We start from the raw sequence: 13,776 nt of genomic DNA, 5'->3' as shown, positions 1-13,776 counted from the left end.
GCTGGCAATGATTAGAGAAATAAAATTAGTAAAAAATATTGCTTGGCCTACAAAAAGTCTTTGGATACAATTAAACAAATATTTTTCTTGCGGTAATAAAAGGAAATGTACGTTCGGTAGAGAATTAAAGTAGTAATACTTTAAAAAGGGGATTTTGAAGATGAATCGTTTAAATTTAATTACATTAGGTGTTAAAGATATGGTGGAATCTCTAAATTTTTATCGAGAGGGACTGGGTTTTGAAGTGGTGGTATACGGAGAGGAGACGAATCCCGATGTCATGTTCTTTAATAATGGAGGAACAAAAATATCATTATTTCCAATTGAACGTTTAGTCAAAGATATCAATGAAACCAATCCACCAGAAATTAGCCAAGGCTTTGGTGGAATCACTCTTGCCTATAATGGTAAATCAAAAGAAGAAGTGGATCGAGTCTTTGCATTAGCAAAAAAGGCGGGTGCAAAAATTATTAAGGAGCCCGAAACTGTATTTTGGGGTGGCTATAGTGGCTATTTTCAAGATCCAAATGGCTACTATTGGGAAGTTGCCTATGGCGACATGTGGCAGTTTGATGAGAATGATATGCTGATTATTCAATAATTGTTCAAAAAGAGAGCAAACTAACGCTTCTAGTTTGTTCTCTTTTTTATTAATCGTTAACAATAATGCTCCCTCATTAAATCCACAAAGTTTTGAGCGGCTTTAGATAAATAATGATTCTTCAGCCATATTAGTCCTACTGAGGTGGATAATTCTGCTGATGGAATTTCGTATGCATGAAGTGGTAAATCTCCATATTGCTTTAAAATAGTTTCAGGTACGATAGAGGAGCTAAAGCCAGAAGCGATTAAGTTCATTAACAGTGCCGTATCTGAGCATTCTCCAACAATGTGGGACTGCAACTGGAAGCGAGAAAATGCTTCTAATATCGAATAATGTACGCCTAAGCCTTCAGTGCTTGGTAAAAGGATTGGCCAATTTTGTATGTCCGCTAAAGATACATCGTGTTCTAAGAGGTCGAATTTTTTGGATTGTATAAAGTAAAATGGTTCAGTGTACATATGAAGAACAGAGAAATCATCTAATTCTAAAGGTAAGCGAATGATGGCAAGTTCTACAACACGTTCCCTTACTAATTTACATAGATAAGAAGATTCGTTTTGTTGAATTTTATAAGTCACCTTTGGATAATATTGTTGAAATTGTTGTAGTAATGGAGGTAGCTCAATTACTGAAAACGTATTAATGCCCAATGTCAATCAACCATGAAGGCCTAATCCAATATCCTTAACCTCTGCTTCTGCCTCTTTCATTAATTGTGCAACCTGCAACGCATATTTATATATGTCTTTCCGGCTTCACTTACTTCAAAATATTTGCCGCTCCTTTCTACTAACTTTGAACCGAGTTCTTCCTCTATCGTTTTTAAATGCTGACTTAATGGTGGTTGAGAAATATGTAACCTTTCAGCCGCAGCAGAAATCTTTTTTTCTTCCACAATTGCTATAAAATAGCGTAGTTGTCTTATATCCAAACATAAACACCCCTCTACTATAGGTAAAACCTAAGAAAATTATATTTCTCTCATGTTTTTAATATAGTTAGGGCCATGTTAGCATATTTATCAAAGAAAAAAGAAGTGAAGTTTCTTTTTTCTAGCACCTAAATGTGAAGCGAGCAACGTAGAAGATAAAATAATTCCACTTTTATTAGGAGTATATGACTCTTGCCATGCTTTGGGGCTTGCCTTGCAATACTGATTCCTACACCTTTCTAAATGAATTTGAAGCAGGTGATAAAGTAGCAGCGTATACTATAAAAGAGCCACTTTTATTAGTTGCTTTTTTCAATAAATCAACGTTTTTGATTTTCCTAAGAAAATAAATAACAGTTCCCCTATAATAACCATGTATGGAAATTATAAATTTTTTATTTCAAGTTAAATGTATCAAGGAGGATGAACATTGATTCGTATATTGTACATAGAAGATGAAAAAGAAATCGGACAATGGGTAAGCAAGGAATTAACTGAACGAGGTTATGATGTGACGTGGCTGGAATCAGGGGAGGGGCTTGAGCAACATATTAACTCAAAAGATATTGCTATATTGGATGTGATGCTACCTGGATTGGACGGTTTCTCCATAGGTAAAAGAATTAAACGGGAAAATAAAGACCTGCCAATTCTAATGTTATCAGCACGAACAGCTGTTGAAGATAAAATTGAAGGGCTACATTTTGCTGATGATTACTTAACAAAGCCATTTCACCCTGATGAGCTCGTAGCAAGACTGGAAGTATTATTAAGAAGATATCAAAAAAGTGATGATGTACTGACATTGCAGCACCTTAAAATTTATACGAAAGATATGCAAATAATCAATACGATTGATGAAGAAGAAATTCTTTTGACAGGGAAACAATTTTATTTATTACAGTATTTTATACGTCATTTAAATCAAATTTTAACGAAGGAACAACTCTATGAAGGCGTTTGGGGTGAGAGCTATATAGAAGGTGATAAAACACTCATGGTGCATATTCGTTACTTAAGAGAAAAAATAGAAATCAATCCTGCAAAGCCTGCGATTATTGAAACAATCCGAGGCATTGGCTATAGGGTGAAACAATGAAATTTTTTCGATCATTATTAGCAAAATATATGCTCATTATTATATTAGCCATATCAATTGTGCAAATCTCCTATCTTGGTGTTGCTATTTTTGTATTAGGCATTACAAAGACAGGGACAGGAGAATTTTCAAGTGGAGTACTTGTAGAAAGTGATATTGAAGAGCAATGGCATGCACAGGCTAAAAATATGACCAATGCAACAGATGATGTGATGAAGCAGTTATTTCAAAAGTGGCAAGAGCAATTTCCTAAGGCTTCTATGTTTTGGGTAAGTGAAGAGGGGAACTTACTGACTACATGGAATGTGAAGGATCAGTTACCAGCAAAGTGGACACCAGCCTACACAACTCAATTTATAAAAGAACGTTATGGAGATGATCCATTTACTGTTATTGCCTTCTTAGGTGATGATATATCAAATGGCTTTATTGTATTAGAGATTCCAAGGGTAGCATTTAATCCTCCACTTATAAAAGTCTATGATAACTATGGTAACTTTTTATTTTTTGGTGTAATTGCGGTTATATTATTTTTCATTGTAGTTTCGCTTTTATTTTTCAAGGGGATTCGAACAAGACTATTATATCTGCAAGAGGCTATGGAAATACGTGATGTAGATGGTTTACCTATTGAAATTCAGGTGAAAAAACGAGATGAGATTGGGCAATTGGAGCATAGTTTTAACAGAATGGTTTGTGAACTGCGAGACAGTAAACAGCGTCAACAGAAGGAAGAACAGCTAAGACGTGAATTGATTGCTAATCTATCACATGATTTACGGACACCTTTAACGAAAGTAAGAGCCCAATCCTATACAATTAGCAAAGAAGCATTATCTGAGGAAGGGAAGCAGGCATTAAAGGCTATGGATACATCCATAGTGAATATTGATGCTTTAATTGAAAATTTGATGTCCTACACATTGCTTATGGCAAGTAAATATAAATTTGAACCGAAAGACATCAATGTTATCCGATTTGTAAGGGAACATCTAACGACATGGTATCCAGTTTTCGAGCGAGCAGGTTTCACAATCGATATTGAGCTACAGCCATTTGAGCCTGTTGAATGGCGTGTTGATCCATTGTGGTTAGGGAGAGTATTAGATAATATTTTCCAAAATGTACTGCGCCATGCGAATAGTGGTAAATATATAAGTGTGAAAACGGAATCGACGGAGTGTTATACAGCATTTATTATTGAGGATCATGGTCAAGGGATGAAAAATGAGTCGAATGAAAAGGGTGCTGGAATCGGCTTATCAATTGTTGATGTCATGATAAAGGGCATGCATCTAGAATGGAATATACATTCTGATCACTCTGGTACACAAATTATCATAAAAAAACCTGCGAAGCTTGAGAAATAAATGCTTCGTAGGTTTTTTTATGATAGAAATGATTTTTAAACAAAATTTAAACTTAGCCCATACCTTTTTTTAAACTTCCCTTTTTAAGATAGTTAAAGAGGTGAGGACATTGGAATATATCATACAAACACAAAACTTATCAAAAAGCTTTGGGAAAGAGCAAGCTGTCTCAAATTTGAACTTGCAAATACGCAAAGGTGAAATATATGGATTTTTAGGTCCGAATGGGGCAGGTAAAACGACTACAATTCGAATGCTTCTAGGTTTAATGAAGCCCTCTTCTGGAACAATTAAAGTCTTTGAAAAAAATATTACGAAGGAACGTATCCAAATTTTAGCTAAGATTGGTTCATTGGTGGAAAACCCTTCTTATTACCCACATTTAACGGCATATGAGAATCTAGAGGCACTAAGAAAAATACTAGGTGTACCGAAAACTCGAATCGATGAAGTTTTGGAAATTGTCCGTTTGAGGGAAGCTGCCCATAAAAAGGTCAAAGGTTTCTCTTTAGGAATGAAGCAACGTCTTGGTATTGCTGCTTCTTTACTACATAGTCCTGAATTACTCATTTTAGATGAACCAACGAATGGCCTCGATCCTTCAGGCATTATAGAGATTCGTAATTTAATTAAAAGATTACCAGAGGAATATGGCATGACCATTATAATCTCCAGCCATTTATTATCAGAGATTAATCAAATGGCAACACAAGTTGGGATTGTTTCGAAAGGGAAATTAATTTTCCAAGATTCTATTGAGGCTATGCGTCGATTTGCCCAACCAAAGGTTACTTTTAAAGTAAACAATGGTGAAAAAGGATGGCGTTTCTTATTAGCAAATGGTATTAAGGCGGATTATCAAGATGGTGTGATTTTCTTAGAAGAGTGCTCGGATGAAAAGGTTGCTCATATTGTCCAAGTTCTTGTTCAGGAGGGCATATCTGTATTCCGAGTCGAGGAAGAGAAACGTTCATTGGAGGATATATTCCTGGAAATGACGATGGGAGAGCAGGGTATATGATGGGAAAGCTATTAACTGCTGATTTCTTAAAAATCAAACGTAAAGGATTATGGCTTCTAACACTTATCGGCCCTTTAGGAGTGATTGCTCTGCAAATGGTCAATTATGGAGTAAGAAAGGATTATCTCTTACAGCAAAGTGAGGATGATTGGGGCTATTTCTTACTAAATGTGCATTCATTTACACCGCTTGCCATAGTCTTGGGTATTGCCATTCTTACGTCATTCATAGCAAACATTGAAAATGAGACCAATGCTTGGAAGCAGCTCATTGCATTACCTATTTCCAAATTAACCGTGTATTTGTCAAAATTTACGCTGTTAGCTATCTTACTATTTTTCGCCTCAACGTTATTAATGTTTTTTACCCTGAGCTACGGGCTGTTTTTAGAATTAGGTGACACAGTACCTTACATGGAGCTAGCCAAATATAGTTATTTCCCTGCTTTTGCAGCATTACCTATCTTGGCTCTTCAATTGTGGATAGCGAGTGTAAGTCATAACCAAGGGATTCCGATAACTGTAGGCATTTTTGGGGTGATTTTTACCTATTCTTCCTATGTTCTCCCAGATTGGATGATATGGAAGTGGCCATCATTGATGAACCAATGGAATGAGCCGATGATCAATGTCTTATTAGGCTTAGGAATTGGTATCTTACTCTATATTATCGGCATGATTGATTTTGCAAGAAGGGACGTGAAATAATGATTGCTTTACTTCAAGCTGAATGGTTTAAGTTACGTAAATCAAAAATGGTACCCATTATTTTAGCAGGACCCATGATTGGACTTTTTATAGGCCTATCCGCTAATTTAGAGGACAACATGCAAGGGATTGAAATCAATGAGTGGTATATATCATTATTTTCGATGAATTTAACATATGCTCTATTATTTTTACCTCTTATTTCTGGTGTTTTTACCAGTCTTATTTGTAGGTATGAACATCAGTCTGGTGGATGGAAGCAGCTTTTAGCATTACCTGTAACAAGAGGGAAAGTATTTGTAGCTAAATACATATTGATTATGCTGCTTGTTTTAGCAATGCAGATATTGTATTTAGGCTCGGTCTTTGCTGTTGGGATGGTAAAAGGCTATACAGATTCTTTCCCTATGGAGATTGTTTGGAAAAGCATAGTGGGGGGTTGGGTAGCGACATTGCCATTAGTAGCCTTGCAATTGTGGATGTCCATTATGTTTAAAAGCTTTGCTGCTCCATTTGCTGTTAATGTCATATTTACTTTACCATCAATTTTAGCAGTGAATTCTGAAAGAATTGGTCCGTATTATCCTTGGGCACAACCCTTTTCGATGATGTATATAGGTGGCAATACAGACGATGTATTCTTTGTACCGTGGGAGCAATTGTTAACCGTAGTAGGTGGGGGATTTATCCTATTTTTCCTCGGAGGATATTACTATTTCCAGCGAAAATCCATTTAACCTAAAAGGAGAATGAGAATGATGAAACGTAGCTTACGTTTTTTAACTGCATCGATGCTATTAGTAGCTCTAGTAGGATGTGGACAGAGAGAGGCTGTAAAAGATGCCGCACAATATACGAATGAAATTAAAGATATCAACATTCCTGATGATGTAAAAATTATTGGTTTTGGGGAAGCAACACATGGCAATATCGAATTTCAAACATTAAAAAGAGATGTATTTAAAGCGATGATAAAAAATGAAAATGTCCATGTTTTTGTCTTAGAAGGAGATTTTGGAGGAGCCCAGCAGATAAATCAATTTATCGAAAACGGTGTCGGGACGGCGGAGGAAGCTATAAAAGCGTTAGACTATGGCATCTACAAAACAGAACAAATGGTAGAGTTTGTGCAGTGGATGCATGACTATAATCAGACAGTTGATGATCAAGAGAAAATTTATTTTTATGGCAATGATATGCAGCGCTATGATTACAGTAAAAAGGGGTTACTTGATTATTACGCCAAGGTACATGCTGACAATGCAAAAAGATTCACGACTAAGCTAGAGCATGTTTCCAACAAAACGATGAGAGAATTATCGGATAGTCAGCTAATTGAGCTAGATAAAACGATTGATACAATCATCAACGATTTACAATCAAACAAAGCGATGTATGAGAAAAAATCTTCAAAGGATGAATTCTCCTTTGCTGTTCAATATGCGCAAATTATGAAGCAACGTACGCAATTATTTTTAAATGAAGATAATTATATGAATTTACGGGACGAATATTTAGCTGAAAATTTACAATGGATTGTTGAATATGAAGCAACGCAAGGTCATGATAAAGTATTAATGTCTGCTCATAATGGTCATATTGAGAAAACTTCTGCTACGATGGCAGGCTATCAATCGATGGGGCATTATTTAAGTGAGCAATATAAAGATCAATATTTTGCGATTGGCACAGACTTTGTGAAAAATACATTCCAGGCACAAAATGGATCTGGTGAACGAAAGGAATATACGATTGAGCATCACAATGCTTTAGTGGATGCCTTTAGTGACATTGACAATAACATCTTTTATGTGGATTTTGAAGCTGCCAAACAATCGAAGGAGCTTGCGAATATTCTTTCAAAAAAGCAAAGAATGGGCAATATCGGCGATGATTTTCGTCCATGGTATAAGCTGACACAAATGCTGTACACCATTAAAATGACACCTGAGGAAGCCTATGATGGTCTCATCGTTGTGCAAGAAGCAACACCAACAAAAATAATTGATTAAGATAAATTTAGCAACCTTCATCAAAAAAACGGTTTCCATCTCCAGTATGATAAAGATGAGGTGAGTAACATGGAGTATAGTCAAGCGACACAAAGAACTATTGCCTATATCGAGGAGCAATTGATGGAGGAAATTTCTCTTGAATGTCTTCCTAATACTGCTGGTTATTCGAAGTACCATCTAAGTCGAATTTTTAAGCAAGAAACGGGATTTACGATTGGTGAATATATTCGTATACGTCGGCTGGCTATGGCAGCGAGTTATTTGATGTACTCTAATGTATCGATATTAACGATTGCTGTTTCACTTCAGTTTCAATCACAAGAGGCTTTTACAAGAGCCTTTAAAGAAGTTTATGCTTTACCACCAGGAAAGTATCGAAAAGTAATGCAATCATTAAATATGATGGAGGAGAAACATTACATGGAAACAGTTGAACAGGTTAAAGGATGGGTGTTGAGTGGTGCTAATCCAGAATTGTATAAATTTCATACAGATGACAAGGTATTTCATTCAGGGAAGCGTTCAGGAGTATTGTATTCCACAACTGCCTCAGCAAATCATGGTCAATTTGCTACAATGATGCAGGGTTTTCAGGCAGCTGACTATAAAGGGAAACGCTTGAAAATGTCATGCTATTTAAAGACGGCAGATGCTACAAAGTGTGGTGCATGGATGAGTATTGACAATGGTACAGGTGATACGATTCAATTTGATAATATGGATCAGCGCCCTGTGACAGGTTCTACTGAATGGAATCATTATTCTATTGTCTTAGACGTACCTGAAGAAGGTCATTCCATTTATTTTGGTGTGTTACTAATTGGTTCGGGTAAAGTCTGGGCAGATGGCTTTCGTTTTGAAGAAGTTGACAACAAGGTTCCCTCAACAAATATGCTTACGCAGGAACATTTATCAAATCATCCTACTAATCTAGACTTCAGTATGGAGTAAATTAGACAGCACTTACAAAATTGCGAGATGACTTTTTTGAATAGCGTATTGATTACCTCTAATTTGTTAAAGATAACAAAGAGGAGGTGTGAGACGATGGCACAAGAAATTCTTTGTGAAGTCAATAACTGCACATTTTGGGATTCTGGTAACAAATGCACAGCTGAAAAAATTTATGTTGTCAGCCAAAAGGGACAACATGCTTCCAACAGCGAGGAAACAGACTGTAAAACATTCGAACCTGAAACGCATTAATGCCAAAAGGGTAGCCATGTATATGGTTACCCTTTTTCCCTGTCTTTATTAATAAATATCTACCTTTTCTTTGTTAAATAAAAGAGCATGGGCATTTTTCACTTTTTCTTCTACATAATCCAGTGAGTATTTACCAACAGAATCTGTTAAATCCCCAATTGCCCGCGACAAATTGTCAATAATCGGAATTAATTTGTGCATTTCTGTGCGATGCTTCTCTTTGTGCATCTCATCCATAATTTCATATGCAAGACGTTGGATCTTCCTTAGTCGCAATTTTTCAGATTGCATTGAATCCTCCTTATTGAACCAATTTATGATGTCTAATTATATGAGCTACAATAAGGTTTCATGAATAATGTTCTTTAGAAATAATTGCTCGTGTTATGAAGGGCTAGCGCAATTTCCCTTATGCCAACATCAATCTTGGATTCGTCTATATTTGATACATTCAGTTTGATAATACGTTCACGATAAAATGCATCTAAATAATTGCGGTTAATAGGATCTAACAAAATATTTTGTTGTGCCAAATGATCAATAATCTTAGTAGTATTCACCTGTCTTGGTAGAATAATATGGCTATGCATACAGATCTCCTTAGAGGATTGATATTCAGCCAGATGAGTTGCTATAGATTGTTGAAGTTGATTTGCTCGGCTTGCATAAGCTTCACTGACTTTTTTCTGATAACGTTCAAACATACCACTTTTCAAGTAGAGCTCTAATGCAGCTTGGGAGATCATGGAGCTATCAATATCAGTGGTATTTTTATACTGTTGAAAGGTATTAATCAAAACATTTGGTAAAACGGCAAGTCCGATACGTAAGCCAGGAAACATAATTTTAGAAAAGCTTTTTAAATAAATAACCCGATCCTGTGTATCCTCCGTAAATAGGGGATCTATTTTTGTATTTTGCTCAAAATCCGCTAAATAATCATCTTCAACTATATACACATTATATTTATAGGCAAGTTTTCGGATTGCATCCTTTTCTTTTTTACTATAGGAAGTACCTAGAGGATTGTGCAGACGTGGCATCGTATAAAAGAACTTTATGTCGTGTTTACTAAAAATGTTTTCTAGTTCATCTAAATCAATACCATCCGTTGTTCTTTTGATGCCCATTGCCGGAAGTTCATAGGTTTTTAAATAATCCATATACAAATGATAGCTAGGTTGTTCCACTAAGATGGTTGAGCGACCATTTGGAAAGGGCATTATACTTAGCAAGGATAGAGATTGTTGGACACCTGAAGTAATGAAAATATTTTCTTCCTTTGTAAACAGTTGATAGCCTGTTAATAGTTTTTTTGCTTCAACTATTAATGACGGTAGGCCTTTTGGTGTCCCATATCTAAATAAATCTGCTTGGTATGTGTCGATGGCCTTATTAATACAATGCTGAAAATCTTGATAAGGGAATGCATGCCAATTGGGCGAAGATGTAGCAAAATCTATGTAATTTTTCATTTTTGGTTGGATGGGCAGTTGATGATCAACAACATAGTAGCCGCTTTTAGGCAATGAATAGATAAGATGCTGATCCTCCAGTTTTTTTAAAGATGCTAAAATCGTACTCTTACTACAGGAAAATTGCTGTGATAACTGGCGAATAGAGGGGAGCTTTGCCCCTGCTTGAAATGAACCTGTTTGAATCTGAGTCAGGAGCTGAGAATAAATCCATTCGTATTTAAGCATACATAACCTCCAGCACATCTGTATCGGTACAGATGTGTTTTTTTTATATCGTCAATAAGTTCTCTATTTAATACGATAACTATACCGGCCGGAATGTTTTAAAGAAGGAGTACTATCCTATGTCAGGAAAAAGAAATGCCTATATAGCAGCAATAATTTATGCATTTGTCATTGGTCTCTCATTTATGTTTGTGAAAGTTACGTTGACTGTAGCAAGTCCTATTGATATACTTGCACATCGTTTTACTTTTGCATTCATAGGTATTGTTATAATAATGGTATTTACAAAAAATAAGCTAATAATGAACATGCAGGACCTACTACAAATATTACCGTTAGCCATCTTGTATCCAATTGCTTTTTTTACATTTCAAGTGCTTGGACTTGCTAAAATTTCCTCATCAGAGGCGGGAATTATTCAAGCGACAATCCCTATTTTTACATTAGCACTGGCAGGTTTATTGTTAAAGGAAAAAGCTACACGGGGTCAGCTTGTATCTGTAAGTTTGTCTGTACTTGGTGTCATTTATCTGTTAATGATGAATGGAACAAATGCTACTACAGGAAATATTATAGGAAGGGGATTTATATTACTATCAGCGATTGCGACATCGCTTTATAATATTTTTGCTAGAGGGCTTACCAAGAAATATTCTTTACTAGCATTAACATATGTCATGACATTGTGTGGATTTGTTATTTTTAATGGAATGGCTCTCGGAAGTCATATGATGAATGGAACACTCAATGAATTTTTTAAGCCATTAACACATGCTCATTTTGTCTTCGCTATTTTATATTTAGGTATACTATCTTCACTCGGTACATCCTATTTATCCAATTATGCTTTATCTAAATTGGAAGCATCTAAAATGAGTGTCTTTAGCAATTTTGCAACACTTATTACTATTTTGGCAGGGGTCTTATTTTTACAGGAAGATTTCCATCTAAATCATCTTATTGGTGGCATCATGATTATTATTGGTGTGATAGGGACGAATTATTTTGGGCGGAAAAATGTAGAACAAGTGAGATAATGAATAGGAACATTTAAATCGGAGCTATTTAGAAAACGGGGTATAATAATCGTTTATAAATGACTTTCTAAATTAGGAGGTTTTTATGGGGAAAATTTATGTCATTAGACATTGTCTAGCACAAGGACAATCACTAGATGCACCCTTAACACAGAAGGGAATAGAGCAAGCAAATAGTTTAGCTGAATTTTTCAAGAATCTAAAAATTGATCGAATTGTATCTAGCCCTTTCTTACGAGCAATCCAATCCATTGAACCATTAAGTAGCAGAGAAAGTATAACGATTGAAATTGATGAACGTCTTTCGGAGCGCCTTTTAAGTACTAGAGATTTTCCAGATTGGTACGAAAAATTACAGGCGACATTTGTTGATATGGATTTAAAATATGATGGTGGAGAATCCAGTAATGAAGCGATGCATCGAATTGTAGACCTTGTAAAAGATGCATTTGCTCAGGATGTTGATAATACATTAATTGTGAGTCATGGCAATATCATCTCTTTGCTACTGAAGTATTATGATAAGGATGTTGATTTTCACTGTTGGAAAAATTTAAGCAACCCAGATGTTTTTCTACTAAGCCCTAAGCATAATGAAGTAATGATAGAGCGAATATGGGGTGCACAGTATAGTGAAGGCTAATATTAATTGGTATGGTAGGAATTGTTTCTTGCCATACCTTTTATAGTGAAGGAGAGTAAGATGGAGACGATATTAAAGGAAATTTTAAAATGGGTTAAACAAGCTGATAAAAAAATCATAATCGGCATTTCTGGTCATGGAGCTGCTGGAAAAACGACATTTGCCAAAAAACTTATACATGCTTTACATCAAGATCAAGTGAATTATTTGAATACTGATCCGTATATTGTGAATTCGGATATTCGCAAGCAAACAATACTTGATTATACATATCAAAATGAGCCTCATCGTTTTAAAATGACGGCTTGTCATCCCGCAGCTCATCATCTGCCATCATTGGAGCGAGATGTTCAGATGATAAGAGCAGGACTCGATTTAATGACAATCGATACACATTATATGAAAAGTACATTAATTTCTTCGAAAAAACAGATCACAATAGTAGAAGGAATGTGTGTAGCATTTATAGATCCGGAGTTACTGGATTTAAAGATTTATTTTTATACGGATGGGGCTACAGAGCTTAAGAGAAGATCAGATCGTGATGTGCTTGAAAGAGGGACAGATATAAATTATTTAAAACAATCACATGATGAGCGACGTATTCAATATGAATTATTTATGCATCCACATTGCCAACATTTTGATATGGTTATTAAAACTCAGGATGATGAAATCCATATTGAAAAAAATCCACTTGTAAAATAAATGAGGGCCTTCTGCACGTTGACTAGCGGAAGGCTCTAACTTTAGTATTGAAATTTTACACGAACAGTAGCATCAATAGCAATTTGTCCCTGTTCTATAGGCGTAATTCCCGAGGATACAGCCATAGAGCGATAAAGGATAGGTATGTTAGCCTGCTCTTCCACAATCTCTACAGGGAGTGGTTGCAAAGGCAGGTGCATAGTTTCTGCTATTGTTTTCGCCTTCAATTGAGCATTCTGTAGCGCTAAGCTTAATGCTTGCTGATAGTAAGCATCGGTATGGTCTATTTTGAACTGAATATTGGTTATTCGATTTGCCCCATTTTCTACAGCCGTATCAATTATTAAGCCCAAATCATTGGTATCTGAAACGTTGACGGAAATGGCGTTGACTACTTCATAGCCATTAAAAGTTTGTTTGCCATCTTCGAAATTATATAGTGGTGTGATTGTATAACTAGCAGTTTGAATTTGTTCTCTTGGAATACCAAGTGCGATAAGAGATTGTATAACTTCATTCATGATTGCCGCATTTTCCTGTTGAGGACCTTGTACATGGTTGCCCTTTGTTTGGACTTCAATTTGTAATTGTACAGAGCTAGGTGTAGCCATTACCTGTCCATAGCCGATTACAATCATAGTACGTGATGGATGATGTGTTTGTTGACTGACCTGTGCATAGTACATCTAATACCACCTTTCATAGGTTATATAATCATGCTATGCAAAAATA

General features: G+C 35.7%; 15 protein-coding genes and 1 pseudogene. 12 read left to right on the top strand and 4 right to left on the bottom strand.

Features of this window, described 5'->3' with window-relative positions; all coding sequences use genetic code 11:
• Window positions 1-160 precede the first annotated feature (160 nt).
• A complete protein-coding gene (locus tag HCH28_RS15060; RefSeq protein WP_221681691.1) occupies window positions 161-601 on the top strand; it encodes a VOC family protein in 441 nt (146 codons plus the stop codon).
• A gap of 56 nt (window positions 602-657) precedes the next feature.
• Here the strand turns inward: HCH28_RS15060 and HCH28_RS15055 are convergent.
• Window positions 658-1,535: pseudogene (locus tag HCH28_RS15055) on the bottom strand (LysR family transcriptional regulator).
• Between the two features lie 430 nt (window positions 1,536-1,965).
• Between HCH28_RS15055 and HCH28_RS15050 the strand changes: the two are divergent.
• From HCH28_RS15050 to HCH28_RS15015, 8 genes are all read left to right on the top strand, one after another.
• Window positions 1,966-2,634 carry a response regulator transcription factor gene (locus HCH28_RS15050; RefSeq protein ID WP_221681689.1) on the top strand — a complete coding sequence of 223 codons (669 nt, stop codon included), beginning with the start codon at window positions 1,966-1,968 and terminating at the stop codon, window positions 2,632-2,634.
• Window positions 2,631-4,004 (top strand): sensor histidine kinase, encoded by a 1,374-nt coding sequence (locus HCH28_RS15045; protein WP_221681687.1) that lies wholly within the window; start codon window positions 2,631-2,633, stop codon window positions 4,002-4,004. The genes HCH28_RS15050 and HCH28_RS15045 overlap by 4 nt, the downstream gene beginning before the upstream one ends.
• 109 nt (window positions 4,005-4,113) lie before the next feature.
• Entirely contained in the window at window positions 4,114-5,025 is a 912-nt protein-coding gene (locus HCH28_RS15040; RefSeq protein ID WP_221681685.1) for an ABC transporter ATP-binding protein, read from the top strand.
• Window positions 5,022-5,732, top strand: coding sequence for an ABC transporter permease (locus HCH28_RS15035; RefSeq protein ID WP_221681683.1), 711 nt, complete (start codon window positions 5,022-5,024; stop codon window positions 5,730-5,732). Before HCH28_RS15040 ends, HCH28_RS15035 begins: the two co-directional genes overlap by 4 nt.
• A complete protein-coding gene (locus HCH28_RS15030) occupies window positions 5,732-6,469 on the top strand; it encodes an ABC transporter permease (RefSeq protein ID WP_221681681.1) in 738 nt (245 codons plus the stop codon). Before HCH28_RS15035 ends, HCH28_RS15030 begins: the two co-directional genes overlap by 1 nt.
• Before the next feature lie 18 nt (window positions 6,470-6,487).
• Window positions 6,488-7,744: an erythromycin esterase family protein gene (locus tag HCH28_RS15025; protein WP_221681679.1), complete on the top strand. Its 1,257-nt coding sequence runs from the start codon at window positions 6,488-6,490 to the stop codon at window positions 7,742-7,744.
• Window positions 7,745-7,813: 69 nt separating this feature from the next.
• On the top strand, window positions 7,814-8,698 hold the full coding sequence (locus HCH28_RS15020) for a helix-turn-helix transcriptional regulator (protein WP_221681676.1): 885 nt from the start codon (window positions 7,814-7,816) through the stop codon (window positions 8,696-8,698).
• 96 nt (window positions 8,699-8,794) lie between these two features.
• Entirely contained in the window at window positions 8,795-8,953 is a 159-nt protein-coding gene (locus HCH28_RS15015; protein ID WP_004231699.1) for a DUF1540 domain-containing protein, read from the top strand.
• Window positions 8,954-9,001: 48 nt separating this feature from the next.
• On the opposite strand, the gene HCH28_RS15010 is transcribed toward HCH28_RS15015, so the two are convergent.
• Entirely contained in the window at window positions 9,002-9,244 is a 243-nt protein-coding gene (locus HCH28_RS15010; protein ID WP_004231701.1) for a hypothetical protein, read from the bottom strand.
• 74 nt (window positions 9,245-9,318) lie between these two features.
• Complete coding sequence (locus HCH28_RS15005) at window positions 9,319-10,656, bottom strand: aminotransferase-like domain-containing protein (RefSeq protein ID WP_221681674.1); 1,338 nt, start codon at window positions 10,654-10,656, stop codon at window positions 9,319-9,321.
• 119 nt (window positions 10,657-10,775) lie between these two features.
• On the opposite strand from HCH28_RS15005, the gene HCH28_RS15000 reads away from it, so the two are divergent.
• The 3 genes from HCH28_RS15000 (at window position 10,776) to HCH28_RS14990 (ending at window position 13,044) form a co-directional block, all read left to right on the top strand.
• The gene (locus tag HCH28_RS15000) at window positions 10,776-11,693 is read left to right on the top strand and encodes a DMT family transporter (RefSeq protein WP_221681673.1); all 918 of its coding nucleotides are present in this window, start codon (window positions 10,776-10,778) and stop codon (window positions 11,691-11,693) included.
• An 85-nt stretch (window positions 11,694-11,778) separates the two neighbouring features.
• Complete coding sequence (locus tag HCH28_RS14995; RefSeq protein WP_221681671.1) at window positions 11,779-12,336, top strand: histidine phosphatase family protein; 558 nt, start codon at window positions 11,779-11,781, stop codon at window positions 12,334-12,336.
• Window positions 12,337-12,396: 60 nt separating this feature from the next.
• Complete coding sequence (locus tag HCH28_RS14990) at window positions 12,397-13,044, top strand: uridine kinase family protein (RefSeq protein ID WP_221681669.1); 648 nt, start codon at window positions 12,397-12,399, stop codon at window positions 13,042-13,044.
• Between the two features lie 41 nt (window positions 13,045-13,085).
• Here HCH28_RS14990 and HCH28_RS14985 read toward each other — a convergent pair whose 3' ends face one another.
• Window positions 13,086-13,730: an SIMPL domain-containing protein gene (locus HCH28_RS14985; protein ID WP_221681667.1), complete on the bottom strand. Its 645-nt coding sequence runs from the start codon at window positions 13,728-13,730 to the stop codon at window positions 13,086-13,088.
• Between the last annotated feature and the right edge of the window lie 46 nt (window positions 13,731-13,776).

The sequence above is a fragment of the Lysinibacillus sp. K60 genome, from assembly GCF_019731275.1.
Lineage (GTDB): Bacteria > Bacillota > Bacilli > Bacillales_A > Planococcaceae > Lysinibacillus > Lysinibacillus capsici.
Note: the sequence above shows the minus strand (reverse complement) of the source record. Positions and strands in the feature narration are given on the sequence as shown.